The sequence below is a fragment of the Mycolicibacterium sp. SMGY-1XX genome (assembly GCF_059132455.1).
The window spans coordinates 2,063,849-2,089,056 of sequence record NZ_CP101139.1; the positions used below are offsets into that span (position 1 = coordinate 2,063,849).

Below are 25,208 nucleotides of genomic sequence, written 5' to 3' on the forward strand. Positions count from 1 at the left end.
GCCGTGTCTAAGAAACGTCTTTAAGAATCTATCGGGCAGTTTAAGCGCCCCGCCTGAAGCCGGCGTGAGGCGGTGCCGGTTACTGCAAAGTAAGTTGCATCGAGCGTTGTCAGGGGTGTGGTCAGTGCACCGGATTCTGGTGCACGCCGTCGCCGGTGCGTCGATTCCTGATGTGGGCGCGCCGCGCCCGCACGGCCCGCACAAGCGAGCCCTCTGGTCCGTACGGATGGCCGTACTGGAGGATGAGCGTCACCCGCAGCGTGTCCGACGGCCACGGCAGGGTGGCGTGGAGCGCGCGATAACCGCGGAACAGGTACACATCGCCGGGCGTGAGTCGCAGTGTGAACGCCCCCGGGTCGTCCTCGTAGCGCCGCCGCAGCCGGCGGCCATAGGCCTTGTTGTGCACCACGAGCCGCTCCGCCGCACTCAGCATCGCCCAGCGCCGGTGTGGGCGATGGTCGGGGAACATCGCGACGTGACCGGATCCGTCCTGGGGAATGACGAGGGGAACCAGCATCGTCACCGCGTTGGCGTCGTAGTGCCAGTCAAAGGGTGGCGAATCAACCGCTGAGCCGTCCAGGATGCGCAGCACTCGCTGGCGATAGCCGGCATAACCGGCGTCGTTGGACAGCGATGTGAGGCCGTGAAGGAAGGCTTCGACTCGCTCGTCCTCCGCGAACTCCTCGATGGTGGGGCACTCCCAGTCGTCGGTGTCGACGAGGCTGTGTTCACCCGACCCGTGCCGAGCGATGTAACCGTCGATGTCCGCACGCGCGGCGGTCAGCCAGTCGGCGGAGATGACGCCCGCAAGGTGGACCAGCCCCTCGCGGTCGAGATCCTGCCGGGTATGGCTGACGTGCCCGGCGAGCTGAGCTGCGATGACGTCGCTGCGACGCCCGCTACGCGTCTCGGTCATTTGCTCGATCATAGTGGCAGTGTTCCCACCACAGGTTATTGCTGAACCTTCGTTCGCTAAGTGGCTCCTGCCCGGGTAACTGCAGGCCTGTCTGGCGCACTTGCCGGACAGGCCGGAACGCAGCGCTCAACAGCAGATGACGAGTCGCTGTGACGGCACAGCAAATCAGCGGAGCTGTACTGCGGGGCCGTCTCGACCCGCGCGCCGTGGATGGCCCCGGGCGCCTACCCGTCGCGCAGTCGGCGCTTGATGCGCGCCAGCATCGCCGACATGCCACGCAACCGCAGCGGGCTGATCAACGCCGCCAGCCCGAGTTCGGAGTAGAAGTCGTCGGGTACGGCGAGAATGTCGTCTTTGCTCTGCCCGTCCAGCCCGGTGGCGAGGATCGAGGCGAACCCCCGGGTGGTGGGTGCTTCAGCGGGCGCACTGAAAAAGAGCCGCACCCGCGCCGGGTCGGCGGCGTCGACGTGCAGGAACAGCGGCGACTGGCACTCCGGGACCGGCTCCATGGCCGCCTCTTCGAGATCGCCGGGCAGTTCGGGCAGGTCCTGCGCGAATTCGAGCAGGAGCTGGAGCTTGTCCTGACCCTGCATCTCGGCGAAGTCGGACACCACCTCAGCCAGAGGTGCGGGCATGCTCACGGGGCCCTCCTTGTTCGCTTCGTTCCCGTCTCTCGCTGGCGCTCGTTCCGCTCACTCAGCTCACGGGTTTGATTGTTCGCTTCGTTCCCGTCTCTCGCTGGCGCTCGTTCCGCTCACTCAGCTCACGGGTTTGATTGTTCGCTTCGTTCCCGTCTCTCGCTGGCGCTCGTTCCGCTCACTCAGCTCACGGGCGCGTCTCCCGGCGCCTCACCCGCCACGATCGGGACCCGCACGGTGTTACCCCATTCGGTCCAGGAGCCGTCGTAGTTGCGGACGTTCTCCACGCCCAGCAGGTGGGTGAGCACGAACCAGGTGTGGCTGGAACGTTCACCGATGCGGCAATAGGCGATCACCGGTTTGCCGGCCTCGCCGACAAAGCTGTAGATCTCGTCGAGTTCGGCACGGCTGCGGAACCGGGAGTGGTCGTCAGCGGCCTTGGCCCAGGGGACGGAGACCGCGGTGGGGATGTGGCCGCCGCGCAGCGCGCCCTCTTCCGGGTAGTCCGGCATGTGGGTGCGCTCGCCGGTGTATTCCTGCGGGGAGCGCACATCGATGAGTGTCTCGGTGCCCAGCGTCGCGAGCACGTCGTCCTTGAAGGCGCGGATCGGTGCGTCATTACGCTCGACCACCGGGTAGCCGGTGGTGGTTCTGGTCGGCACGTCGAGCGTGGTGTCGCGGCCGTCGGAGATCCACAGATCGCGCCCACCGTTGAGCAGCCGGACGTCCTCGTGACCGAACAATGTGAACACCCACAGTGCGTAGGCCGCCCACCAGTTGCTCTTGTCGCCGTAGATCACCACGGTGTCGTCGCGCGAAATGCCTTTGCGGTCCATCAGTTCCGCGAACTGCTCGCCGGTGATGTAGTCGCGGACGTTCGGGTCGTTGAGGTCGGTGTGCCAGTCGATCTTCACCGCGCCGGGAATGTGGCCGATGTCGTAGAGCAGGACGTCTTCGTCGGACTCGACGATCACCAGACCCTTACTGCCCAGGTGTGCCGACAACCAGTCGGCGGTGACCAGGCGCTCGGGGTGGGCGTAGTCCTTGAGCTTGGGGCTGGGATCTGCAGGTAGCGGCACGATGACGAGCCTACCGGGGCGAGGCGGGGTTGGAGGCCCACAGCCGGGCCACCGACACATCCAGGTCGGCCAGCAGCCGGCGAATCAACGGCAAGCTGATGCCGATCACATTCGACGGATCACCATCGATGCGGTCGATGAACCAGCCGCCGAGGCCGTCGAGGGTGAAGGCCCCGGCGACGAACAACGGCTCACCCGAGGCTACGTAGGCATCGAGATCGGGTGGGGTGGGATCGCCGAAATGCACTGTGGTGCAGCCTGATTCGGCGCGCTGCTGGCTTTCCGACTTGTTGATCCTGAGCACGCAGTGGCCGGTGAACAGCTGTCCGCTGCGGCCGGCCATGGACCGCCATTGCGCACGCGCGGCCTCAGGCGTGCCGGGTTTGCCGCGCAACCGGCCGTCCAACAGGAGCATCGAATCACAGCCGATCACAACACAATCGCGCGTGATGTCCGCAGGCAGACCAGCGGCGACATCACGCGCTTTCGCGGTGGCCAGGGCCGTCACCACCTCGGCCGGGGGTGCATCCGGGTGTGCCGCGATGACGGCGTCCTCGTCGACCCCGGAGACCATCACATGGGGATCGACACCGGCCTGGCGCAGAACCTTCAACCGCCCCGAAGAGGCTGACGCGAGAACCAGCCGCGTCATCGCCGCATATGTGTCCGCTCCAGCAGAGTGACGCGCTGCCAGCTGGTCAGGCCGTAGCGCAGCTTGTCGACGGGATGGCCCCAGGGGTTGAGCTCCTGCGGGCCCGGGTCGCCGGTGCCGCCCCCGGTCGCCGCGAACACGGCGACCAGCGCGGCGATCTCCTCATCGGTGGGCTCGCCGCTGACGATCTTGATCTCGGTGGGTGCCGGGGCAGGATCGTCGATGGTCATATCGCGCGGGTCGCTGACCTCGGTGATGTCGACGTGCTGAGACATGTGTGTTCCCTTCAGGGATTTCGGCGCGCTGGTAACCGCTCAGCGGTTACGGGCGCGCCGAAATCGCGGGGTCAGAGGGGGATGTTGCCGTGCTTCTTCGGCGGCAGCTGCGAGATCTTGCGCTCCAGCAGCCGCAGCGACGTGCCGATGTAGCCGCGGGTGTAGGACGGCGGGATCACCGCATCGACGTAGCCACGCTCGGCGGCGACGTACGGGTTCACCAGGGTGTCCTCGTAGTCCTGCTGCAGCTCCAGGCGCAGGGCATCAACGTCTTCGCCGTCCTGGGCCGCTTTCTTGAGCTGCTGGCGGTAGACGAAACCGACCGCCCCGGAGGCGCCCATCACGGCGATCTGTGCCGTCGGCCAGGCCACCACGACATCGGCGCCCATGTCCTTGGAGCCCATCACGCAGTAGGCGCCGCCGTAGGACTTGCGGGTGATGACGGTGATCTTGGCGACGGTGGCCTCACCGTAGGCGTAGAGCAGCTTGGCGCCGCGCCGGATGATGCCGTTGTACTCCTGATCGGTCCCGGGCAGGAACCCGGGCACGTCGACCAGCAGCACGATCGGGATGTTGAAGCAGTCGCAGGTCCGGATGAACCGGGCGGCCTTCTCCGAGGCATTGATGTCCAGGCAGCCGGCGAACTGGGTGGGCTGGTTGGCCACGATGCCGACCGGGCGGCCGTCGACCCGGCCGAAGCCGACCACGATGTTGCCCGCGTACCCGGCCTGGACCTCGAGGAACTCGTCGTCGTCGAGGATCCGGGTGATCACCTCGTGCATGTCGTACGGCTGGTTCGGCGAATCCGGGATCAGCGTGTCGAGTTCGAGATCTTCGTCGGTCAGGTTGTCCTCGACCGCGCCGGGATGCGGGGGCGCCGGGTAGCGCGGCGGCTCGGCGTAGTTGTTGGGAGGCAGGTAGGACAGCAGATCCCGCACGTAGTCGAAGGCGTCCTGCTCGCCGGAGGCGACGTAGTGCGCGGTACCCGACTTGGCCATGTGGGTGTGGGCGCCACCGAGTTCTTCCATGGTGACGTCCTCGCCGGTGACGGTCTTGATGACGTCCGGGCCGGTGATGAACATCTGGCTGGTCTGGTCGACCATGATGACGAAGTCGGTCAGCGCGGGGGAGTAGACGTGCCCACCGGCGGCGGCACCCATGATCAGCGAGATCTGCGGGATCACGCCGGAGGCCTTGATGTTGTTGTGGAAGATGCGGCTGTAGAGGCCCAGGGACACCACGCCTTCCTGGATGCGGGCGCCTGCACCGTCGTTGATGCCGATCAGCGGGCGGCCGGTCTTGATGGCCAGCTCCTGGACCTTGACGATCTTCTCGCCGTAGACCTCGCCGAGGCTGCCGCCGAACACCGTGGCGTCCTGGCTGAAGATGCAGACCTCGCGGCCGTCGATGGTGCCGTAGCCGGTCACCACGCCGTCACCGACCGGGCGGTTCTTGTCCAGCCCGAAGTTGGTGCTGCGGTGGCGTGCCAGCGCGTCGAGTTCGACGAAGGAGCCCTCGTCGAGCAGGGCGAAGATGCGCTCCCGGGCGGTCAGCTTGCCCTTGGCGTGCACCCGCTCCACGGCGGCTTCGCCGACGGGATGCTGCGCTTCTTCGACCCGCTTTCGCAGGTCGGCCAGCTTGCCTGCAGTGGTGTGGATATCGACCTTGCTCTCGGCGGGAACCCCGGCGTCAGGCTCGGTAACACTCGTCATGGCACTCGATGGTATCGGCTGCGTTCTTAGAGTTCCGTTAGGGATGGAGATCCGGGCGTCGGCGTGGCCCTCGAGAACACGGAAAACGAAGTCGGGCAACCTTGAGCGTTCGTTGGTTGACTTTGCAGGCATCTTCGCCTGATGGTTTGCTAACGTTTAATCCAATGGGCCTAGAAAATGCGATCTAGCAGCAGGAACAATGTGAGTTCAACTCATGACTAAGGGTTGCTGTTCTCGCGCCGGGAAGTAATCTGAGCTCGCCGGCAGCCGTCATCCCGCCGCGGTGGCGCATGCCGTGTCCCTGCGCCGCCGCGAGGTGGTCCGATGCCTTGGTGACGCGCCACATCGCGACGAACCCATGGAGATCGCCGATATCGGCTCAGGCGCGCTGACGTGATCGCACTCGCGGTGTCAGTCGGCGAGGGTGTCGAGGAGTACCGCAGGATTCTGACGGCCATTACGTCGGGCGGTTCCTGGCGCGTCGGGCGTTCATCGGTGTCCGGAGTGCGCGTCGTGAACTCCTGTGACACGTACTGACCAGCCCGGATCGAGCCGCGGCGGCGGATTCCCTGGGTAAGGTGCCAGCGTGGGCTACCCGGATAACGTTCTTGCCAGAGACGAACAGGTGGTGTTGCACCGGCACCCGCACTGGAAGCGGCTCGTCGGCCCCATCTTCATCCTGGTGCTCGTCACCGCCCTGGCGGCCTTCGGCGCCGCGGTGGTGAATAACACCGACTGGGAGGCGACGGCCAAGACCGTGGTCTCGGTGGTGATCGCGGCGCTGTGGCTGATCATCGTCGGATGGCTGACGGTGTGGCCGTTCCTCAACTGGTGGACCACCCACTTCGTGATCACCGACCGGCGGGTGATGTTCCGGCACGGCTTGATCACCCGCAGCGGTATCGACATCCCGTTGGCCCGGGTCAACAGTGTCGAATTCCGCCACGGCCTACTCGACCGAATCCTTCGGACCGGAACGCTGATCATCGAATCGGCGTCGCAGGACCCACTGGAGTTCTACGACATCCCGCGAGTGGAGCAGGTCCACTCGCTGCTGTATCACGAGGTCTTCGACACCCTCGGCTCAGAGGAGTCGCCCAGCTGATCGGGCGGCCGCCGGCGCAACGGGGTGACGGTGCCGTCGCCCACCGAGTCCTCGGCGAGGCCGTGGCGCAGTTCGTATTCGTCCTCGAGCGCCTCGGCGATACCGCCGCCGGTCAGCGTCGACTCCAGCGCCTTCTCCGGATTGCGCGCGAACTCATCGGGGAACACGAACCGGCGGAACGCCCAGAACCGGAACGCCATCTGGAGCAGGTTGCCGATGATGTAGGCCGAGATGAAGTCTGCGATGTTCTCGATGGTCAGCGACACCACCGGCACCCGCAACATCAGCATGTAGCTGGAGATCCACAGCGGGATCATCGACAGCAGCACCCCGACGGCACTCACGCCGAAGAACAACAGTGCCTCGTGGTGCCGTTCGCGTCCGCCCCGGTCCCGGAAGCTCCATTCCCGGTTCAGGATGTAGGACGCGATGACCGCGACAATGCCCGCGATGATCTTCGCGGTCACCGGCTTGGGTTCGAGGATGGTCAGCTTGAGGGTGAAGAAGATCGCCGAATCGATGACGAACGTCGTGGCGCCGACGATGGCGAATTTGATGAGTTCGTGATGCCGTTCGGCGAACGGGCGGACCGGGCGAGGCAACCGCGCGATCGTGGCATCAGCGAAGGACATAGATAGGCAGTGTACGTAGCGCCCCTGTGGCCGCGTAATCGTCGAACATCGCCGCTGTTCACCGGCTTAACCCGGCCGCGACCGTCATGACACCATGTTGGCGTGCCGAGATCTTCCAAAGACGCCCCTGTCGTCGCCATGATCGGTGGCGGCCAGTTGGCCCGAATGACCCATCAAGCCGCCATTGCGCTGGGCCAGACGCTGCGTGTCCTGGCCGTCGATTCCGGTGATCCCGCCGCCCAGGTGAGCCCGGACGTGGTGATCGGCTCCCACACCGACTTCGACGCGCTGCACCGGGCCGCCACCGGCGCCACGGTGCTGACGTTCGACCACGAGCACGTGCCCACCGAACTGCTCGACAAGCTGGTGGCCGAGGGCGTCAACGTCGCTCCGCCGCCGCAGGCCCTGGTGCACGCACAGGACAAACTGCTCATGCGGCAGCGCCTGAGCGCACTCGGCGCGCCGGTGCCGCGATTCGCCGCGGTCGAGACCGCCGACGACGCGGCCGCGTTCACCGAAAAGATCGGCGGCCCGGCGGTGCTCAAAACCGTGCGCGGCGGCTACGACGGGCGCGGGGTGTTGATGGCCGACGACGCCGCCGCCGCGCGGGCGATCGCCGAGCGGTATCTCGCCGACGGTGTGCCGGTGATGATCGAAGAGCGGGTGGCGATGCGCCGGGAGCTGGCAGCCCTGGTGGCGCGTTCGCCGTTCGGGCAGGGCGCGGCCTGGCCGGTGGTGGAAACCGTGCAACGCGACGGCATCTGCGTCGAGGTCATCGCCCCGGCCCAGGAGTTACCCGACGGATTGGGTGCGGCGGCGCAGGAACTCGGGCTGCGACTGGCGAACGAGCTCGGTGTGGTGGGGGTGCTGGCGGTCGAACTGTTCGAGACCGAGGACGGCTCGCTGCTGGTCAACGAGCTGGCGATGCGGCCGCACAACTCCGGGCACTGGACCATGGACGGTTCGGTCACCAGCCAGTTCGAGCAGCATCTGCGCGCGGTGCTCGACTATCCACTGGGCGATACCGCTGCCCGCGCCGAGGTGACGGTGATGGCCAATGTGCTTGGGGCTCCGGAGATTCCGACCATGAGCGTCGACGAGCGGGTTCATCACCTGTTCGGCCGGATGCCCGAGGCCAAAGTGCATCTCTACGGAAAGGGCGAGCGGCCCGGGCGCAAGCTCGGCCATGTCAACATCGTCGGAGTGCCCGGCCAGGGCGTCGCGGAGATCAGAGAACGCGCCAACCGCGCGGCACACTGGCTGTCGCACGCCGAATGGACCGACGGATGGGACGGACACTGATGACTGGCACGGGCCCCCGGGTTGGGCTGATCATGGGCAGCGACAGCGACTGGACAGTGATGTCCGACGCCGCCGACGCGCTGGCCGAGTTCGAGATCCCGTTCGAGGTGGGTGTCGTCTCCGCCCACCGCACACCAAGCCGGATGCTCGACTACGCCCAGCGTGCCGCCGACCGTGGCATCGAAGTCATCATCGCCGGCGCCGGTGGTGCCGCGCACCTGCCGGGCATGGTGGCCTCGGCCACCCCGCTGCCGGTCATCGGGGTGCCGGTACCGCTGGCACGCCTCGACGGCCTGGACTCGCTGCTGTCGATCGTCCAGATGCCGGCGGGCGTGCCGGTGGCCACCGTCTCGATCGGTGGGGCGCGTAATGCGGGCCTGCTGGCGGTGCGGATCCTGGGCGCTTCCGACGCCGGTCTGCGGGCGCGAATGGTGGCCTTCCAGGCTGATCTCGAAGCGATGGTGCTGAAGAAGGATGCCGCGCTGCGGGATCGACTACTCGGAGACGCATCAGGCTAGTAAAGTTACTGACGAGTAGCTAGCCCGGTCGCCGATGCGGCGACGAAGGAGCCGGGGAGGCGGGGCCGGGCTGAATGTGCAGGAGGCACGATGGCTGGTTGGGCCGGTAATCCGTCATTTGATTTGTTTGCGTTGCCGGAGGAGCACGACGAGTTGCGTGCGGCGATCCGGGCGCTCGCGGAGAAGGAGATCGCTCCGTATGCCGCCGATGTGGATGAGAATTCGCGGTTTCCGCAGGAGGCCCTCGACGCGCTGAACGCCTCGGGTTTCAATGCCGTGCACATCCCGGAGGAGTTCGGCGGCCAGGGCGCGGATTCGGTGGCGGCGTGCATCGTCATCGAAGAGGTGGCTCGCGTGGATGCCTCGGCGTCGCTGATCCCGGCGGTCAACAAGCTGGGCACCATGGGGCTGATCCTGCGGGGTTCGGAGGATCTGAAGAAGACGGTGCTGCCGGATCTGGTGAACGGTGCCATGGCCTCCTATGCGTTGTCTGAGCGTGAGGCGGGCAGTGATGCGGCCGGGATGCGCACGCGTGCCAAGGCCGACGGGGAGGACTGGATCCTCAATGGCACCAAGGCGTGGATCACCAATGGTGGCAAGTCGTCGTGGTACACGGTGATGGCGGTGACCGACCCGGACAAGGGCGCCAACGGCATCTCGGCGTTCGTTGTTCACAAAGACGACGAGGGGTTCACCGTCGGGCCGAAGGAGCGCAAGCTCGGGATCAAGGGTTCGCCGACCACCGAGTTGTATTTCGAGAATTGCCGGATTCCGGGGGATCGGATCATCGGGGAGCCCGGTACCGGGTTCAAGACGGCGTTGGCGACGTTGGATCACACGCGTCCGACCATTGGTGCCCAGGCGGTGGGGATTGCCCAGGGTGCGTTGGATGCGGCGATCGACTACACCAGGGGCCGCAAGCAGTTCGGCAAGTCGGTCAGTGATTTTCAGGGTGTGCAGTTCATGTTGGCCGATATGGCGATGAAGGTCGAGGCGGCTCGGCTGATGGTCTACTCGGCGGCGGCGCGGGCCGAGCGTGGTGAGGGCAATCTGGGGTTCATCTCGGCGGCGTCGAAGTGTTTTGCCTCTGATATCGCCATGGAGGTCACCACCGATGCGGTGCAGTTGTTCGGCGGGGCCGGGTATACCGCGGACTTCCCGGTGGAGCGGATGATGCGTGATGCCAAGATCACCCAGATCTATGAGGGCACCAACCAGATCCAGCGTGTGGTGATGAGCCGCGCACTGCTGAAGTGACCGCGGGATCTGTGGAGTCTCGGCACCGCTGAGATTCCACGGCTCACGAGGAGGCCGGGCGAAGGTGTGTGATGTCGCCGGCGGCCACCGTGGTGGCGTTTTCGCCGTCGTCGATGATCAACCGGCCCAGCGCATCGATGTCCGTGGCCGTCCCGACGATGGCCCGATCCCCGGGCAACGTCGCACGGACATGCGTGCCCAGTGTCAGGCTGTGGGCGCGGTAGTCGTCCACCAGGGACTCATCGGCGCCTCCGCCGGCCTGCCAACGACTGATCCGGTCGGCGAGCGTGTCGAGGATGGCGGCGGCCAGTGCGGTGCGGTCAACCGCCTCGGCTCCGAGCAAGGTCAGCGACGTCGCCCGCGGGTCCGGAGCCTCCTCGGCCGAGAGTGAGACGTTGAGCCCCAGGCCGATGATGATGCGCGCCGACGGCGCTGCGACCTCGGCGAGGATGCCGGCCAGCTTCCCCGGCCCGGCCAGAACATCGTTGGGCCATTTGAGGCCGACGGGCACGGGGCACACCTGGGCCACGGCGTCGACCACGGCGACACCGGTCAGCAGTGGCAGCCACCCCCACGCATCGGCGGGCACCCCATCGGTGGCGACGCCGACGGACATGGAGATCTGCGACCGCGGCGGCGCCGACCACTGCCGACCGTGCCGGCCGCGGCCCGAATTCTGGAAATCGGCGAGCAGCACGTTTCCGGCGATGTCGTGGCCGGCGGCAGCGCGAGCCAGGAGGTCGGCATTGGTGGAACCGGTTTCGGCCACCACATCGACTCGGCGCCACGCCGAACCGAGGCGGGCGCGCAACGCAGTCGCATCAAGGGCAGTTCGGGACTCGACGCTCACAGCAGGCGAGCCTAGACGCCGGGCCGGGCTGCGAACGAACTAGACGGCAGCGGTGGGGGTGATGGTCTCCATGGACAACGACGCGCGCTGTTGCCGTCGCAGGACCCGCTGGAGTGCCGCGAATCCGGTGGCGAAGCACGCGAGGGCGGCCAGGGCCCAGGCCAATCCGAAGACCCAGTCCCACCCGGTCTGGGCGGGGGCCCCGACGAAGAAATACGCGGCGATGGCGGCCATCGGATATCCGATGCTGACGCAGTATCGCGCGCGAGTGCTGACATCCCATGCGGGATGTCGGCGGATGTATCTGTCCATGGCGAGCAGCGCGAGCGCTACCCCGATGGCAGTCACAGTCGTGACCATGAAGTTCTCCCGGCTACGTCGACGGAATCGCTGAGTACCAGTGTCCGTCTTGACGGCGCCGTTTCGAACAGAACACGAGTAACTAATCAGTAACATATCTGGCGAATTCTGGTGAAGCCAGTCCGAAGTCTGAGAGTTCGCCCAGAAAACGGTTGTACCAGCGATTGTTCCGATGTACCAGGCCTTGTAGCTTCTAGGTCTGCGGATCCAGCAACTACGCGAGTGAACGGGTGACCTTTTCGGTTGACCGCCGCCGCTCCTGCAGAGCAGGGTCGGGATTGGCCACCTGAACCAGCGACCCGCCCGCGGCGAAGATTGCCAGCAGATTGTCGGTCAGGAGTTCGGGGGTGTCCCAGGCGCCGTCCGACCACACCCGATCGCCGGCCGTCAGCGCCCTGGCCGCCGCGCTGTCGCGGGCGGCAGTGAGGACGTCCTCGACCGATCGGCCCGCCAGCGCGGGGCCCGGTGCCGATTCAGGAACGATCTGGTCCCCGTGCACCCGCACCGAGGTCGCATAGTCGGTGAGCCCGACCGCCAGGCCGGGCACCGGCTTGCCGAAAGGGTCGAGTGAGAGCACGGCGATCTCGCCCATCCCGACGGCGGCGTCGGCCTCGTCCAGGCGAGAAGCGGTGCACAGTGCGACATCGGCCTCGCCGCCACCGAGAACGGCTTCGGCGCCGATCCACCACAGGCCGAAGTACACCGCCGCCGTCTGCCAGTGCGCGGGCAACAGCACCGCGACCCGGCTGCCCGGCCCGGCGCCGAGTTCGTCGCGCAACAGATTGGCGGTCTTGGCCGCCCAGTTCGCCAGTGTCACCGCGGACAACTCGATGCGTTCGCCCGTGGCGTCGTCGTAGTAGGTGATGCGTGGGCCGACGGGATCGCTGCGCAGCAGCGGATCCAGGAGCGCTCCGGAGACGGTGCCTGCCATGGTCAGTTGACGCACGCGGGATCGTCGGAACCGGCCGTCAAGATCGGTGACGGGGGAGGCGGTGCGGTGACCTCACCCGCGGCCTGCTGCATGACATCACCCTGGAGTGCGGGATCGGACTCCAGACCCGAGCCGGGGCCGGTGTAGTCGTCGGCCAGCACCACCCGCACCGTGCCCTCCGGCAGGCTCTCGTCGGCCACCACAGGTAGCCCACCGAGTTCGTCGGCAACCGCCTGGGCGCCCAGGTCATCGGTGCTGTGGCCCAGGACCTGGCTGGCGGGCGGCTTGGGGCCTTCGTTGTTGCCGACGTTGCCTTGCGCAAAACCCTTGCCGGTCAACACATCGGATACGGCGGCGGCCAGACCGTTGATCTCGGTGTCGTTGACCACCTCGACGGTGGTCTTGTCCGGCGAGTAGGCCAGCTCTTCGGTCTTGCCCTGGTCCTGGTCCTCCAGCAGGCTCGTCACCCAGTCCTTGACCTGACTGGGGTCGATGCGCACGACGCTCTGCATGCCGTCGTCGCTCCACCCGGCTTCGTCGAGTACCGGGATGGTGGCGAAAGCGACACTGCCCGCCGCCAGTTCCTGCAGCTGGGAGATGAAGCTCATGATGTCCCAGCCGTCGGAGAGCACCACCGAGCGCTGAACGGCATTCTGCAATGCGCTCAACTTGGTGGGGCTCGACAACGTTTTGCCCGAGATCACCTGGTGGGCAAGCGAAGCCATCACCACCTGCTGGCGCACCACCCGATCCAGGTCGCCGCGCGGCAGGTCGTGACGTTGCCGGACGAAGCTCAACGCCTGCGGCCCGCTCAGCCGCTGCCAGCCCGCGGGGAAATCGGCGCCCGAAAGTGGTTCGTAGACCGGCGCTTTCAAGCACACGTCCACGCCGCCGATGGCGTCGGTGATCAGCGAGAACCCCAGCAGGCCGATCTCGGTGTAGTGGTCGACTGTCACGCCGGTGAGATTGGCCACCGTCTCGATCAGCCGTTCGCGGCCGGCTTCGACGCCGCGTTTCTCACCTTCTGCAGGGTCCATGCCCTGGTTCTCGATCAGCTCTTTCATGGTGTCGAGCTTGACCTCGCCGTAGACACCGTTGATCTTCATCTTGCCCAGCCCCGGCGCCTGGACGTACGAGTCGCGCGGGATGGAGATCGCCGTCGCGGATTTCCCGTTGTTGGGGATACGCACGAGGATGATCGTGTCGGTGTTGGTGGCCACGTCGTCGCCGGCACGCAGCATCGCCAGCTCTTCGGGCGACAGCGGATTGCCATGGGCGTCGGTGCGGCTGTCGACGCCCACCAACAGGATGTCGATTGCACCGTCTTCGCCGCCCCCACCCAGCGCCTCAGCGCTGATGTGGTTGATGCCTTCTTCGAACGACCGGATGGTGCTCCAAGCCACGCCGGTGCCCGCCACGATCGCGATTGCAATCAAGGTCGAGACGACGCGTATCACCCGGGCTGGCACCTGCCCAGGCTACTGGGGACACCGCCGGGAACCGGGTAGCCCGCTCCGGCGTGCCAGACTCTGCGATGTGGCCGACACCTTCAACGACAAGCCCAGAATCGTCATCACCGGCGCCGGCGGACAAGTCGGCCGGTTCCTGGCCGAGCTCGCTGAAACCCGAGGTCACCGCGTTGCGGCGTACTCGTCGGCGCAGTGGGACATCACCGACCCGCAGGCCGCCGAGGCGGTTGTGCAACCCGGCGACGTCGTGGTCAACTGCGCCGCTCTCACTGCCGTCGACGCCGCCGAACAGGACCCCGAGCGGGCCTTCGCCGTCAACGCCACCGGCGCCGGGAACGTCGCCCGCGCGTGCGCGAAAGCCGACGCGCGCCTGATCCACATCTCCACCGACTACGTGTTCAGCGGTGTGTTCCCCGGCGAACCCCGACCGTACGAACCCGACGACCAGACCGGGCCCACGTCGGTCTACGGCCGCAGCAAGCTCGCAGGGGAGGAAGCCGTCCTGGCCGCGCTTCCCGGGGCCGTCGTCGCGCGCACCGCGTGGGTCTACACCGGCGGCAGCGGCGCGGATTTCGTCGCGGTCATGCGGGCCAGAGCCGCCACCGCGGACACGGTCGACGTGGTGGCCGACCAGGTGGGATCGCCCACCTACGTCGGCGATCTGTGTGCTGCGCTGCTGGAGATCACCGACGGCGGCGTGCGTAGCCCGGTGTTGCATGTCGCCAACAGCGGCCCGGCCAGCCGGTTCGAGCTGGCCAGGGCGGTGTTCGCGGGCGTCGGCGCCGACCCTGAACGCGTCCGTCCGGTGAGCTCCGACGCCCATCCGAGGCCCGCTCCGCGCCCGCCGTATTCCGCTCTGGGCGGCGAATCGACCGCGCGGGCCGGCCTCACCCCGCTGCGGCCGTGGCCGGAGGCGTTGGCGGAGGCGCTGAGTCGGTCACGGGTGTGAAAGACCGTTACCCTCTACGCCGTGAGTGACGAACTGCCGGTGGTGACGGTGACCTACTCACCGGGCCCGCATCTGGAGCGGTTCCTGTCGTCGCTGAGCCTGGCCACCGATCGCCCGGTGACGGTGGTGCTGGCCGACAACGGCTCGACGGACGGCGCCCCGGAAAGCGCGGTCGAGCGGTATGCCGACACCCGGCTGCTGCGTACCGGCGGCAATGTGGGGTACGGCACCGCCGTCAACCGCGGAGTGGCCTCGCTGGAACGCGACTCGGAGTTCCTGGTGATCGCCAACCCCGACGTGGTGTGGGGTCCCGGCAGTATCGACGCCCTGCTGGAGGCGATGCACCGCTGGCCGACCGCGGGCGCGGTGGGACCGTTGATCCGTGATCCCGACGGTTCGGTGTACCCGTCCGCGCGGCACCTGCCGAGTGTGGTCCGGGGCGGTATGCACGCCGTCGTCGGGCCGTTCTGGAAGAACAACCCGTGGACCCGGGCGTACCGTCAGGAGCGGCAGGAGCCCAGTGAGCGGGCGGTCGGCTGGCTGTCAGGATCGTGTTTGCTGATGCGGCGGTCGGCGTTCGACCAGATCGGCGGATTCGACGAGCGGTACTTCATGTACATGGAGGATGTCGACCTGGGCGACCGTCTGGGGCGGGCCGGCTGGCTCAACGTCTACGTCCCCGACGCCGAGATCCTGCATGCCAAAGGCCATTCCACCGGTCGGGACCCCGCCCGCAACCTCGCCGCGCACCACCGCAGTACCTATCTGTATCTGTCGGACCGGCACAGCGGTTGGCACCGAGCTCCGCTGAGATGGGCCATGCGAGCGGCTTTGGCCGTACGATCAGGCCTGGTAGTACGTGGTGCACGACGGCACCGCGGTTGACACCTGGGGGAGAGGGTTAGGTCATGAGCGGCACTCTGGAAGTCGTCGATCCGTCCAAGGTCGACGCCGTTGTCCTGGTGGGCGGCAAAGGCACGCGGCTGCGACCGTTAACCCTGTCCGCGCCGAAACCGATGTTGCCGACGGCGGGATTACCGTTCCTGACGCACCTGCTGTCACGTATCGCCGCAGCCGGGATCGAGCACGTGATCCTCGGCACATCGTATAAGGCGTCGGTGTTCGAGGCCGAATTCGGCGACGGGTCCAAACTCGGGTTGCAGATCGAGTATGTCTTCGAGGAGGAGCCGCTGGGCACCGGTGGCGGTATCGCCAATGTGGTGCCCAAGCTGCGGCACGACCGCGCGGTCATCTTCAACGGTGATGTGCTCTCCGGCGCCGACCTCGGAGCGCTGCTCAATCATCACCACGCCAACCAGGCGGACGTGACGCTGCACCTGGTGCGTGTCGGCGACCCGCGCGCATTCGGTTCGGTGCCCACCGATGAGAACCATCGCGTCGAGGCCTTCCTGGAGAAGACGCAGGATCCGCCCACCGATCAGATCAACGCGGGCTGCTACGTCTTCAATCGCGACATCATCGACCGCATCCCCACCGGCCGCGAGGTGTCGGTGGAACGTGAGGTGTTCCCGCAGCTGCTGTCCGACGGGGTCAAGGTGTGCGGCTACGTCGACGCCACCTACTGGCGGGACATGGGCACCCCGGAGGACTTCGTGCGCGGGTCGGCCGACCTGGTGCGCGGCTTGGCACCGTCACCCGCGCTCAACGGCCACCGCGGTGAATCGCTGGTACACGACGGGGCCTCGGTGGCGCCCGGCGCGGTGCTGATCGGCGGCACCGTCATCGGCCGGGGCGCCGAGATCGGGGCGGGCGCCCGGCTCGACGGCGCGGTGATCTTCGACGGCGTGCGCGTCGAGGCCGGCTGCGTCATCGAACGCTCGATCGTGGGGCACGGTGCGCACATCGGGCCGCGGTCACTGATCCGTGACGGTGTGATCGGCGACGGCGCCAGCATCGGCGCGCGCTGCGAACTACTCCGCGGCGCCCGGGTGTGGCCCGGAGTCGTCCTGCCCGATCACGGGATCCGCTACTCCAGCGACCTCTGAGACGCCGCAGCGACGAGAGCGTGTACCGCGTGGTCGGTGCCCGGCGGCAAACCGTCGACGGGCCACCACCGCAGATCCAATGACTCGTCGCTGATCGTGATCATGGCGTCGGCCGGTGCCCGCACCACGAACTGCAGATCCAGGTGACGGGTGGGCACCCCCAGCGAGCAGGTCAGCGGGTGAACATGGATCGCGGCCAGCCGCTCGAGGCCCAGTCCGGTGATACCGGATTCCTCGGTGGCTTCCCGCAACGCCGCGGCCTCGATGTCGGCGTCTGCGGGTTCGCAGTGGCCGCCGAGCTGAACCCAGCGGCCCAGCCGTGGATGCAACGTCAGCAACACCTCGGTTCCTGCGGCGTTCAGCACCGCCGCCGAGGCGGTGATGTGCCCGGGTTCGCAGGCGCGCTCACACGAGTCGGGGCGTGCCAGCACGAATCCGAGTACGGCCTCGCGCAGCGCGTCCTGGTCGGGATCCGGTGCCTGCCAGTGCCTCAGCGTCGAGATCACCGAATCGCGCAGCGTCACCGGCGGACCAGCAGTCCGGCGGTGTCGGCGGGGTCGCGGGGTCCGGTGTCGTCGAGGGGGTAGCCGATCGCGATGGCCCCCATGGGATTCCACTCCGCGGGCAGCTCGAGCTCGTCGCGCACCAACTGCGGGGCGAAGATCGTCGACCCGATCCAGCAACTGCCGACCCCGCGCACAGCCAGCGCCACGAGCAGCGCCTGTACGGCTGCGCCCGCGGCGACGGTGAACATGGTGCGCTCGGCCTCGGTGCGCGCCCGGTCGGGGTAGTCGTGAGCGCCGTCGAGAACCATGACCGGAATCACCACCTCGGGCGCGTCGAAGAGAATCTGCCCGCGTGCGACGCGGCGTTCGATCGCATCGGCCGGCTTTCCGTCAGCGGCGAGATCGGCCCGCCACTGCTGGCGCATGGCCTCCAGCAGGGGAGTGCGCCGCGATGCGGTGAGCCAGACGAACCGGACCGGCCGGGTGTGATGCGGCGCGGGCGCGGTGAGCGCTTCGGCGACGGCTTCTTCGATGACGGAGGCGGGCACCGGTTCGGTGGTGAACCGGCGCACCGAGCGACGCAACAGTTGGGCCTGCTTGCGGCCCAGCTCGATCGACTCGGCGGTGCCGAGCCAGAACAGATCGTCTTCGCCGGGCCGCAGCAGATCCCGTCCGCGGGAGCCGTCGTCACGCAGGCGCAGCCCACGCACCACGGCAACCGGGATACCGGTCAGTTTTCCTTTCACCAGATCGGCCGCGGCGGCGATCTCGTCGGCCACAGCAACCTCGGTCACCACCAGCTCGTTGCCGTGTTTGTCGACCGCGCCCGCGTAGCCGTGCAACACCGGCAGCCCGGCCGCGCCGATGGCCTGGTCGATCTGACCGTTTCGCCAGGCGCGGCCCATCGTGTCGGTGATCACGACGGCGACGTCCACTCCGAGGCGTTGCGCCAACCCTGCGCGCAGGGCGGCGGCGCTGCCGTCGGGATCAACGGGGAGCAACGCCAGTTCGGTGCTGCCGATGTTGGATCCATCCACTCCGGCGGCGGCCTGGATGAGCCCGAGTGCGTTCTCGGTGATCAGAGTGCGTCCCTTGCGAGCCAGCACTCTAACCGCCTCAGCGTCGATCAGCTTGCGGCGCAGCGCATCTCGCTCTTCAGGATCGGCGGGCGCGGCCACGATGCGGCCTTCGGTCTTGGAAAGCACCTTACTGGTGACCACCATCACGTCGCCGTCGCGCAACCACGGCGCAGCCTCGGCCAGGGCGCCCACCAGATCGTCGCCGGGGCGGAATTCGGGAAGACCTGGGACCGGCAGAATTTCGACGGCCGCCGCGGCACCGTGCTCGGGACCGCTCATCGCAGACTCACGCCCATCAAATCCATGCCGGCACGCACCATCTCGGCGGTGGCTTTCGGATCGGTCATCAGTAGCGGGACCGACCGCACTGCCACACCGTCGATCTCGGCGTGGTCCTGCTCGGAGACGAGCCAGCCGTCGAGGATGCCGGTGGCGGTGCGGGCACCGTGGTACCGGCCCACCGCCTCGGACGTCGATTCCACTCCGATGACGGTCAGGCATTCGTCGGCCATGCCGCGCAACGGCTTGCCGCCGATGATGGGTGAGTAGCCGACCACGGGCGCGGTGGTGGACCGCAGCGCCCCGCGGACGCCGGGGATGGCCAGGATGGGGCCGATGCTCACCACGGGATTGGAGGGGGCGAGGAAGACGATGTCGGCTTCGGCGATCGCGTCGGCGACTTCAGGTCCCAGCGTTGCCTTTTCGGCGCCTACGTACGCGAAACTGTGGGTGGGCACCTTTGCGCGGTAGCGCACCCACCACTCCTGGAAGTGAATTGCCTTACGATCGCCGGTCTCGGGATCGGTGATCACCACGTGGGTCTCGCTGCGGTCGTCACTGGCCGGCAGCAGGCGTGCGCCGGGGCTCCAGCGTTTGCACAGGGCTTCGGTCACCTGCGAGAGCGGGTACCCGGCGCGCAGCATCTGGCTACGTACTAGATGGGTGGCCAGGTCGCGGTCGCCCAGACCGAACCAGTCCGGTTGCACGCCGTAGGCGGCGAGTTCCTCCTTGGCATGCCAGGTTTCGTTGCGGTGGCCCCACCCGCGTTCGGGATCGATTCCGCCGCCGAGGGTGTACATACACGTGTCGAGATCGGGGCAGATCCGTACCCCGTGCATCCAGGCGTCGTCGCCGATGTTGACCACTGCGGTCAGCTCATGCTGGACCTCAGCTTGACCCTCAGGGTCAGAGGCGAATTGCCCTAATCCCAGCAACTGTTGAACGCCCAGCAGGAATCTCGCGCCGCCGACGCCGCCGACCAAAACGGTGACCTTCACATCGAACGAGAGTAGGCGTTGTTGCCGGTCGAGATATCAGCACGGTCACGTCTGCGACACGCCCGCGTACCGACTCGCGGAAATGTCGGTCTCAAATGGTATGAATTTCCGTTCCACGGCTTGACCTCACCAGCTAACCCGTGTCTAATCACATCAGTGTCATTTCCCGGTTGGCCGGCCGGTTCCGGTGTCGCAGACCGAGATTCGATCACCTGTTCGAATAGGGATGGCCACAGATCAATAGTGGGCGACATCGATGGATCGACTATCAAAAATGTGAGGAGGCGGAACATGTCCTATCAGCACCTGATCGGAGCTATGGGCAGCATCCCGCACACCAACATGGAACCGGCAACCGAGGGGGGAATCGAGATGGGGGGACGTCCGCACTTGAGCCTCGTGCCCGAGCGCTTCGAGCCCGAACCCGAGCCCGCCGACGACCAGTGGCAGGAGCGCGCGCTCTGCGCGCAAACCGACCCTGAGGCGTTCTTCCCGGAGAAGGGTGGCTCCACTCGTGAGGCCAAGCGCATCTGCCTCGGCTGCGAGGTGAAGGACGCCTGTCTCGAATATGCACTCGCCAACGACGAGCGCTTCGGCATCTGGGGTGGACTGTCCGAGCGTGAGCGCCGTCGCATCAAGCGCGGCATCATCTAGCCGAGGGCGAGCCTCACTCGTCGTCGAGTGTCGGATCGATGACCGTCGGTTCGACACCCAGATAGGTGGCCACCTGAGCCACCAGAATGTCGTGAAGTAACTCCGTCAACTCTGTCGTGTCTTTCGCCCGCCGCTCAATTGGCTTGCGGAACAACACGATTCGTGCCCGGGTGTTGTTGCCCCGGACGTCCACCCCGGCTGGGATGAGCCTGGCCAGCGCGATCGCCCCGTCAGCGATCACCTCGGGTGGGAACTGCACGTTCTCCGGATCTCGCGGGGCGATCCGCGGAATCTCGTCGACCGCGACGTCGAGGGCCGACACCCGATCGGAGAACCGGCGCTCGATCGGTTCATAGGCCTCGAGCACCGCCATGTCGAACCGTTCGGCCCGGCTGCGCCACCCCGGCACGTCGCGGGGCAGCAGCGGACCACGGATCTCCCGGCCGTGCCGGGTGCCCCATTTTCTCCCCGACGGTCGATGCCGAGAGCTGCCCGATTGAGCCACCCGCCGATCGTAACGGTCCGGCATCAACAGATAACGGTTCAGTTGTGCCGGGTCCGGCTGCGCGTGTCCGCCGTGTCGCGGGCACGACAGCGCGATAGCCTCACTCGCGTGAATGTTCCCCGTCGCTGCTGCAGGCCTGGGTGCCCTCACTATGCCGTGGCGACGCTGACCTTCGTGTACTCGGACTCGACGGCCGTAGTCGGGCCGCTCGCCACCGTCCGTGAGCCGCATTCGTGGGATCTGTGCGTGACCCACGCGGGCCGCATCACCGCGCCACGCGGCTGGGAGCTGGTCCGCCACGCCGGACCGTTGCCGTCGCACCCCGACGAGGACGATCTCGTCGCACTCGCCGACGCAGTCCGGGAGGGCCGCGACGGTGTTGCCGCGGGCGCCCCGGTGCACGGCTTCTCTGATCCCCATCCCGTCTCCAGCGCCGCCCCTGCAGCGGGTGTGTTCGCCTCGGCCGCCCAGCGCCCTACCGGCACCGGTCGCCGGCGGGGGCATCTGCGGGTTTTGCCGGATCCCTCCGAGTAGCACCCCGCACTCTGTAAAGCGCCCGGTAGCGAAGTTTCGTGTGTAGTTGCCCGGCAATTCTGACGGCGGGAACGGCTAGGCTGGTAGAGGCAGCCGAACCCCGCCCCCAGCCGTAGTCAGGAGTCCCGCAATGTCTCGATCCGCTGACGCGGTTGCCCGTGTGATCAAGGCTTACGACGTTCGTGGCCTCGTCGGCGAGGAGATCGACGAGCAGTTCGTCTCCGAGGTGGGCGCGGCGTTCGCCCGGCTGGTCCGCGGCGACAGCACTCAGGTGGTCATCGGATACGACATGCGGGAGAGTTCGCCCGCGCTGGCCGCGGCATTCGCGTCCGGCGTCACCGCCCAAGGGCTCGATGTCGTTCGTATCGGCCTGGCGTCGACCGACCAGTTGTACTTCGCGTCAGGTTTGCTCGACTGTCCCGGCGCCATGTTCACCGCCAGCCACAACCCGGCCGCCTACAACGGGATCAAACTGTGCCGCGCGGGCGCCAAACCGGTCGGTCGCGACACGGGTCTCGCAACCATCAGCGCGGAGGTGGTCGACGGTGTCCCCGCCTTCGACGGTCCGCACGGTTCGGTCTCCGAGAAAGATGTCCTGGCCGAGTACGGCGCGTTCCTGCGCGGGCTGGTCAACGTCACCGAGCTGCGGCCGCTGCGGGTGGCTGTCGACGCCGGTAACGGTATGGCCGGCCACACCGCACCCGAGGTGTTGGGCCAGATCAGCTCGTTGACGGTGCTGCCGCTGTATTTCGAGCTCGACGGCTCCTTCCCCAACCATGAAGCCAATCCGCTGGACCCGGCCAACCTGGTCGATCTGCAGCGCTTCGTCCTGGAAACCGGCGCCGACATCGGACTCGCGTTCGACGGCGACGCCGATCGCTGTTTCGTCGTCGACGAACGCGGCGAGGCGGTGTCTCCGTCCGCGGTCACCGCGCTGGTGGCCGCGCGTGAGCTGACCCGCGAGATCGGCGCCACGGTGATCCACAACCTGATCACGTCCCGTGCGGTGCCCGAGCTGGTGATCGAACGCGGCGGCACGCCGGTGCGGTCGCGGGTCGGGCACTCCTACATCAAGGGACTGATGGCCGAGACCGGCGCCATTTTCGGTGGCGAGCATTCGGCCCACTATTACTTCCGTGACTTCTGGGGCGCCGACTCGGGAATGCTTGCGGCGCTCTATGTGCTGGCCGAGCTCGGTGGGCAGGACCGCCCGCTGTCGGAGCTGGCGGCCGACTATCAGCGCTACGAGGCCTCGGGCGAGATCAACTTCACCGTCAAGGATGCCGCGGCGTGTGTGGAAGCGGTGCTGAAGTCGTTCGGCACCGGCATTCACTCCATCGACCACCTCGACGGTGTGACGGTGGACTTGGGCGACGGCAAGTGGTTCAACCTGCGGACGTCCAACACCGAACCGCTGCTGCGACTCAACGTCGAGGCCCGCACCACCGACGAGGTCAACGGCGTCGTCGCCACGGTGGCCGCCGAGATCGAAGCGGCCCAGGCGGAGCCATGAGTGCCACCCGGGCCACCATCGATCTCGACGACAGCGACGGCTTGATCGGCGCAGATCGACAGGGCCTGTTGCACGGCGCATCGATGTCCGGTGCGCAGGTTCGGGCCACCGCCGCGGCAGTGGACGAAGGCGCTCTGGACAGCGTGCGCACCGGCGAACGCCCGCGCTCGCTGATCTGGGTGGCCGGCCGGGGCGCCGCCGAATCCGCCGGCGCCATGCTGGCCGCGGTGCTCGGTGGGTCGGCGGCCGAACCGATTGTCATTGCCTCAGAGGTTCCGCCCTGGATCGGGCCGCTGGATGTCCTGGTGGTGGCCGGTGACGATCCGGCCGACCCGACGCTGGTATCGGCGGCGGCCACCGGAGTGCGTCGAGGTGCACGCGTGGTGGTCGCGGCACCGTATGAAGGTCCGTTGCGCGACGCGACCGCCGGCCGGGTCGCGGTTCTGGAGCCGCGGCTGTGGGTGCGCGACGAATTCGGGCTGTGCCGGTACCTGGCGGTGGGTTTGGCCACGCTGCAAGCAGCCGAGACGGGAGCCGCGGCGTTGCACATCGATCTGCCCGCCCTCGCCGACGAACTCGACGCCGAGGCGCTGCGCAACAGCGCCGGGCGTGAGGTGTTCACCAACGCCGCAAAGTCTCTGGCACAGCGGATGGCCGGACGCGCGGTGGTGCTTGCCGGGGACAACGCCGCCACCCTGGCACTGGCGCGACATCTGTCGATGGTGCTGCTGCGGGTGGCGCATCAGACCGCTGCTGCCAGTGGTCTCGCGGACGCGGTGGTGGCGCTGCGTGACGGTATGGGCGCCGGAACCGGCTCGGGCGCAAACGATTTCGACTCGTTGTTCCACGACGAGGAATTGGACGGGCCGCTGCCTCAGCGGCCACGGGTGCTCGCTCTCACCCTGGCCGCCGAACGTGCCGTGGTCTCGGCGCGCGTGGCGGGTGTGGGTGATGTCGACCTGGTGGGCACCGAGGATGTGCCGGACGGAGGAGAAGGCCGCGGCGCGGAGCGTCCTCGGCCGGGATCCGACCATGGATACCGAGGAGAAGGCCGAGCCCGGCCCGGGTCCGAGCGCTGGGATGGGGGAGAACTCATCGCTGCACCCGTGGACGCCGGGCGTCCGGAACAGCAATTGGCGGTTCTCGCAGTGCGGCTGGAGATGGCTGCGGTCTATGTGAGACTCGCGAGGGGATGACAGGGGGATAACAGAACATGGAGTCCATGCGGGGAGCAATCCGCACGTACGCCTGGGGTTCACGGACCGCGATCGCCGAATTCACCGGTCGTACCGTGCCGACCAACCATCCGGAGGCCGAACTGTGGCTGGGGGCGCACCCCGGCGATCCGGCATTCCTGCAGACCGACTCCGGCGAGGTCTCCTTGCTGGAGGCGGTGCGCACCGATCCGGAAGGTCAACTGGGCCCGACGGTGCGCGCGCGGTTCGGCGATACGCTGCCGTTCCTGATGAAGGTCCTGGCCGCCGACGAGCCGTTGTCGCTGCAGGCGCACCCGAGTTCTGCGCAGGCCGTCGAAGGCTATGAACGCGAGGAGCGGATGGGGGTTCCGCTCAATTCGCCGGTGCGCAATTACCGCGACCGCAGCCACAAGCCGGAGCTGCTCGTCGCACTCGAACCCTTCGACGCGCTGGCCGGTTTCCGGCCGGTGGCGCGCACTGTCGAGTTCCTGAACGCGCTGGCGGTCTCGGATCTGGATCCGTTTGTGCATCTGCTGGCCGGCCAACCCGATGCCAATGGACTGCGCGCTCTTTTCACCACGTGGATCACCGCACCGCAACCCGATCTCGACGTACTGGTGCCTGCGGTGCTTGACGGAGCCATCAATTACTTGCGTTCGGATGCAACGGAATTCGATGCGGAGGCCAAGGCGGTCCTCGAGCTCGGTGAGCGGTACCCCGGTGACGCGGGCGTGTTGGCGGCGCTGCTGCTCAACCTGCTGCACCTCGAACCCGGACAGGCTCTCTACATGCCCGCGGGCAACCTGCACAGCTACCTGCGCGGGGTCGGCATCGAGGTGATGGCCAACTCCGACAACGTGTTGCGGGGTGGTCTGACACCCAAACACGTCGACGTGCCCGAACTCCTGCGTGTGCTGGACTTCACCCCGGCCGAAGAGTCGATGTTGCTGTCACCGGTCGACCGCGACGGCTTCGAGTCCACCTACCGCACGCCCGCAGGTGAATTCACGGTGTCGGTGCTGGTGCTCGACGGCGACGACCTGGGGCATGAAGTCGATGCGCCGAGCCGGCACGACGGGCCGCAGATCCTGTTGTGCGCCGAGGGATCTGCCGTAGTGCGGGCCAAGGCCGACACGCTGACCCTGGATCGCGGTGCGGCAGCCTGGGTGGCCGCCGACGACGGCCCTATCCGGCTGACCGCCGACCAACCCACCAGGTTGTTCCGCGCGACGGTCGGTATCTAGAGCCCGCTCGACGACGTGAGCGCGGGTGTGCCCCAGCGTGCGAGAGGGC

Annotated in this window: 27 protein-coding genes; 12 read left to right on the forward strand and 15 right to left on the reverse strand. The window is 67.3% G+C overall.

Annotated elements, in window-relative coordinates; genetic code table 11:
* Nucleotides 1-121: 121 nt before the first annotated feature.
* The 6 genes from NL241_RS10135 to NL241_RS10160 form a co-directional block, all read right to left on the reverse strand.
* The gene (locus tag NL241_RS10135; protein ID WP_494397450.1) at nt 122-916 is read right to left on the reverse strand and encodes a hypothetical protein; all 795 of its coding nucleotides are present in this window, start codon (nt 914-916) and stop codon (nt 122-124) included.
* A gap of 224 nt (nt 917-1,140) precedes the next feature.
* Complete coding sequence (locus NL241_RS10140; RefSeq protein ID WP_487691460.1) at nt 1,141-1,551, reverse strand: SufE family protein; 411 nt, start codon at nt 1,549-1,551, stop codon at nt 1,141-1,143.
* Between the two features lie 185 nt (nt 1,552-1,736).
* Entirely contained in the window at nt 1,737-2,633 is an 897-nt protein-coding gene (locus NL241_RS10145) for a sulfurtransferase (protein WP_487691427.1), read from the reverse strand.
* Between the two features lie 10 nt (nt 2,634-2,643).
* Nucleotides 2,644-3,285: a Maf family protein gene (locus NL241_RS10150; protein ID WP_494397451.1), complete on the reverse strand. Its 642-nt coding sequence runs from the start codon at nt 3,283-3,285 to the stop codon at nt 2,644-2,646.
* Nucleotides 3,282-3,560 (reverse strand): acyl-CoA carboxylase subunit epsilon, encoded by a 279-nt coding sequence (locus tag NL241_RS10155; RefSeq protein WP_487691430.1) that lies wholly within the window; start codon nt 3,558-3,560, stop codon nt 3,282-3,284. The genes NL241_RS10150 and NL241_RS10155 overlap by 4 nt, the downstream gene beginning before the upstream one ends.
* A 71-nt stretch (nt 3,561-3,631) precedes the next feature.
* Entirely contained in the window at nt 3,632-5,272 is a 1,641-nt protein-coding gene (locus NL241_RS10160; protein ID WP_487691431.1) for an acyl-CoA carboxylase subunit beta, read from the reverse strand.
* 586 nt (nt 5,273-5,858) lie between these two features.
* On the opposite strand from NL241_RS10160, the gene NL241_RS10165 reads away from it, so the two are divergent.
* On the forward strand, nt 5,859-6,377 hold the full coding sequence (locus tag NL241_RS10165) for a PH domain-containing protein (protein WP_487691432.1): 519 nt from the start codon (nt 5,859-5,861) through the stop codon (nt 6,375-6,377).
* On the opposite strand, the gene NL241_RS10170 is transcribed toward NL241_RS10165, so the two are convergent.
* Entirely contained in the window at nt 6,332-7,009 is a 678-nt protein-coding gene (locus tag NL241_RS10170; protein ID WP_487691433.1) for a GtrA family protein, read from the reverse strand. The genes NL241_RS10165 and NL241_RS10170 overlap by 46 nt on opposite strands.
* 102 nt (nt 7,010-7,111) lie before the next feature.
* Here NL241_RS10170 and NL241_RS10175 point away from each other — a divergent pair, with 102 nt between their 5' ends.
* From NL241_RS10175 to NL241_RS10185, 3 genes are all read left to right on the forward strand, one after another.
* Complete coding sequence (locus NL241_RS10175; RefSeq protein WP_494397452.1) at nt 7,112-8,311, forward strand: 5-(carboxyamino)imidazole ribonucleotide synthase; 1,200 nt, start codon at nt 7,112-7,114, stop codon at nt 8,309-8,311.
* Nucleotides 8,311-8,829, forward strand: coding sequence for a 5-(carboxyamino)imidazole ribonucleotide mutase (purE, locus tag NL241_RS10180; protein WP_487691435.1), 519 nt, complete (start codon nt 8,311-8,313; stop codon nt 8,827-8,829). The genes NL241_RS10175 and purE overlap by 1 nt, the downstream gene beginning before the upstream one ends.
* Nucleotides 8,830-8,919: 90 nt before the next feature.
* Entirely contained in the window at nt 8,920-10,086 is a 1,167-nt protein-coding gene (locus NL241_RS10185) for an acyl-CoA dehydrogenase (protein ID WP_494397453.1), read from the forward strand.
* Nucleotides 10,087-10,129: 43 nt separating this feature from the next.
* On the opposite strand, the gene NL241_RS10190 is transcribed toward NL241_RS10185, so the two are convergent.
* From NL241_RS10190 to NL241_RS10205, 4 genes are all read right to left on the reverse strand, one after another.
* Complete coding sequence (locus NL241_RS10190) at nt 10,130-10,936, reverse strand: biotin--[acetyl-CoA-carboxylase] ligase (protein WP_487695787.1); 807 nt, start codon at nt 10,934-10,936, stop codon at nt 10,130-10,132.
* Between the two features lie 39 nt (nt 10,937-10,975).
* Entirely contained in the window at nt 10,976-11,296 is a 321-nt protein-coding gene (locus tag NL241_RS10195) for a hypothetical protein (protein WP_487695786.1), read from the reverse strand.
* A 214-nt stretch (nt 11,297-11,510) separates the two neighbouring features.
* The gene (locus tag NL241_RS10200; protein ID WP_494398279.1) at nt 11,511-12,227 is read right to left on the reverse strand and encodes a TIGR03089 family protein; all 717 of its coding nucleotides are present in this window, start codon (nt 12,225-12,227) and stop codon (nt 11,511-11,513) included.
* A 2-nt stretch (nt 12,228-12,229) separates the two neighbouring features.
* Nucleotides 12,230-13,696, reverse strand: a complete 1,467-nt coding sequence (locus NL241_RS10205) for an LCP family protein (protein ID WP_487695785.1) — start codon at nt 13,694-13,696, stop codon at nt 12,230-12,232.
* 67 nt (nt 13,697-13,763) lie between these two features.
* Between NL241_RS10205 and rfbD the strand changes: the two genes are divergently transcribed.
* From rfbD to manB, 3 genes are read left to right on the forward strand one after another with little or no spacing between them, the layout of a single operon-like run.
* On the forward strand, nt 13,764-14,645 hold the full coding sequence (rfbD, locus tag NL241_RS10210) for a dTDP-4-dehydrorhamnose reductase (protein WP_494397454.1): 882 nt from the start codon (nt 13,764-13,766) through the stop codon (nt 14,643-14,645).
* Between the two features lie 21 nt (nt 14,646-14,666).
* Nucleotides 14,667-15,530, forward strand: a complete 864-nt coding sequence (locus NL241_RS10215) for a glycosyltransferase family 2 protein (RefSeq protein ID WP_494397455.1) — start codon at nt 14,667-14,669, stop codon at nt 15,528-15,530.
* A 23-nt stretch (nt 15,531-15,553) separates the two neighbouring features.
* A complete protein-coding gene (gene manB / locus NL241_RS10220) occupies nt 15,554-16,651 on the forward strand; it encodes a mannose-1-phosphate guanylyltransferase ManB (protein WP_494397456.1) in 1,098 nt (365 codons plus the stop codon).
* On the opposite strand, the gene NL241_RS10225 is transcribed toward manB, so the two are convergent.
* From NL241_RS10225 to cofD, 3 genes are read right to left on the reverse strand one after another with little or no spacing between them, the layout of a single operon-like run.
* Nucleotides 16,633-17,175 carry an NUDIX hydrolase gene (locus NL241_RS10225; RefSeq protein ID WP_487695782.1) on the reverse strand — a complete coding sequence of 181 codons (543 nt, stop codon included), beginning with the start codon at nt 17,173-17,175 and terminating at the stop codon, nt 16,633-16,635. The genes manB and NL241_RS10225 overlap by 19 nt on opposite strands.
* On the reverse strand, nt 17,172-18,515 hold the full coding sequence (locus NL241_RS10230) for a coenzyme F420-0:L-glutamate ligase (RefSeq protein WP_494397457.1): 1,344 nt from the start codon (nt 18,513-18,515) through the stop codon (nt 17,172-17,174). Before NL241_RS10230 ends, NL241_RS10225 begins: the two co-directional genes overlap by 4 nt.
* Complete coding sequence (cofD, locus tag NL241_RS10235) at nt 18,512-19,513, reverse strand: 2-phospho-L-lactate transferase (RefSeq protein ID WP_487695780.1); 1,002 nt, start codon at nt 19,511-19,513, stop codon at nt 18,512-18,514. The genes NL241_RS10230 and cofD overlap by 4 nt, the downstream gene beginning before the upstream one ends.
* Nucleotides 19,514-19,804: 291 nt before the next feature.
* Between cofD and NL241_RS10240 the strand changes: the two genes are divergently transcribed.
* Nucleotides 19,805-20,167: a WhiB family transcriptional regulator gene (locus NL241_RS10240; RefSeq protein ID WP_487695779.1), complete on the forward strand. Its 363-nt coding sequence runs from the start codon at nt 19,805-19,807 to the stop codon at nt 20,165-20,167.
* 13 nt (nt 20,168-20,180) lie between these two features.
* Here NL241_RS10240 and NL241_RS10245 read toward each other — a convergent pair whose 3' ends face one another.
* Complete coding sequence (locus tag NL241_RS10245) at nt 20,181-20,603, reverse strand: metallopeptidase family protein (RefSeq protein ID WP_487695801.1); 423 nt, start codon at nt 20,601-20,603, stop codon at nt 20,181-20,183.
* A 177-nt stretch (nt 20,604-20,780) separates the two neighbouring features.
* Here NL241_RS10245 and NL241_RS10250 point away from each other — a divergent pair, with 177 nt between their 5' ends.
* From NL241_RS10250 to manA, 4 genes are all read left to right on the forward strand, one after another.
* A complete protein-coding gene (locus NL241_RS10250; protein WP_487695777.1) occupies nt 20,781-21,206 on the forward strand; it encodes a DUF3499 domain-containing protein in 426 nt (141 codons plus the stop codon).
* A 130-nt stretch (nt 21,207-21,336) separates the two neighbouring features.
* Nucleotides 21,337-22,719, forward strand: coding sequence for a phosphomannomutase/phosphoglucomutase (locus NL241_RS10255; protein WP_487695775.1), 1,383 nt, complete (start codon nt 21,337-21,339; stop codon nt 22,717-22,719).
* Nucleotides 22,716-23,915: a TobH protein gene (locus tag NL241_RS10260; RefSeq protein WP_494397458.1), complete on the forward strand. Its 1,200-nt coding sequence runs from the start codon at nt 22,716-22,718 to the stop codon at nt 23,913-23,915. The genes NL241_RS10255 and NL241_RS10260 overlap by 4 nt, the downstream gene beginning before the upstream one ends.
* Nucleotides 23,916-23,932: 17 nt before the next feature.
* Nucleotides 23,933-25,159 carry a mannose-6-phosphate isomerase, class I gene (gene manA / locus NL241_RS10265; RefSeq protein ID WP_487695772.1) on the forward strand — a complete coding sequence of 409 codons (1,227 nt, stop codon included), beginning with the start codon at nt 23,933-23,935 and terminating at the stop codon, nt 25,157-25,159.
* Nucleotides 25,160-25,208: the final 49 nt, after the last annotated feature.

Coding starts and splice junctions, on each gene's coding strand:
- NL241_RS10155 (WP_487691430.1), bottom strand. CDS start 3,560: ATGTCTCAGCACGTCGACATCACCGAGGTCAGCGACCCGCGCGATATG.
- NL241_RS10150 (WP_494397451.1), bottom strand. CDS start 3,285: ATGACGCGGCTGGTTCTCGCGTCAGCCTCTTCGGGGCGGTTGAAGGTT.
- manB (WP_494397456.1), top strand. CDS start 15,554: ATGAGCGGCACTCTGGAAGTCGTCGATCCGTCCAAGGTCGACGCCGTT.
- NL241_RS10160 (WP_487691431.1), bottom strand. CDS start 5,272: ATGACGAGTGTTACCGAGCCTGACGCCGGGGTTCCCGCCGAGAGCAAG.
- purE (WP_487691435.1), top strand. CDS start 8,311: ATGACTGGCACGGGCCCCCGGGTTGGGCTGATCATGGGCAGCGACAGC.
- NL241_RS10200 (WP_494398279.1), bottom strand. CDS start 12,227: ATGGCAGGCACCGTCTCCGGAGCGCTCCTGGATCCGCTGCTGCGCAGC.
- NL241_RS10195 (WP_487695786.1), bottom strand. CDS start 11,296: ATGGTCACGACTGTGACTGCCATCGGGGTAGCGCTCGCGCTGCTCGCC.
- NL241_RS10135 (WP_494397450.1), bottom strand. CDS start 916: ATGACCGAGACGCGTAGCGGGCGTCGCAGCGACGTCATCGCAGCTCAG.
- NL241_RS10255 (WP_487695775.1), top strand. CDS start 21,337: ATGTCTCGATCCGCTGACGCGGTTGCCCGTGTGATCAAGGCTTACGAC.
- NL241_RS10240 (WP_487695779.1), top strand. CDS start 19,805: ATGTCCTATCAGCACCTGATCGGAGCTATGGGCAGCATCCCGCACACC.
- NL241_RS10170 (WP_487691433.1), bottom strand. CDS start 7,009: ATGTCCTTCGCTGATGCCACGATCGCGCGGTTGCCTCGCCCGGTCCGC.
- NL241_RS10260 (WP_494397458.1), top strand. CDS start 22,716: ATGAGTGCCACCCGGGCCACCATCGATCTCGACGACAGCGACGGCTTG.
- NL241_RS10230 (WP_494397457.1), bottom strand. CDS start 18,515: ATGAGCGGTCCCGAGCACGGTGCCGCGGCGGCCGTCGAAATTCTGCCG.
- NL241_RS10185 (WP_494397453.1), top strand. CDS start 8,920: ATGGCTGGTTGGGCCGGTAATCCGTCATTTGATTTGTTTGCGTTGCCG.
- manA (WP_487695772.1), top strand. CDS start 23,933: ATGGAGTCCATGCGGGGAGCAATCCGCACGTACGCCTGGGGTTCACGG.
- NL241_RS10140 (WP_487691460.1), bottom strand. CDS start 1,551: ATGCCCGCACCTCTGGCTGAGGTGGTGTCCGACTTCGCCGAGATGCAG.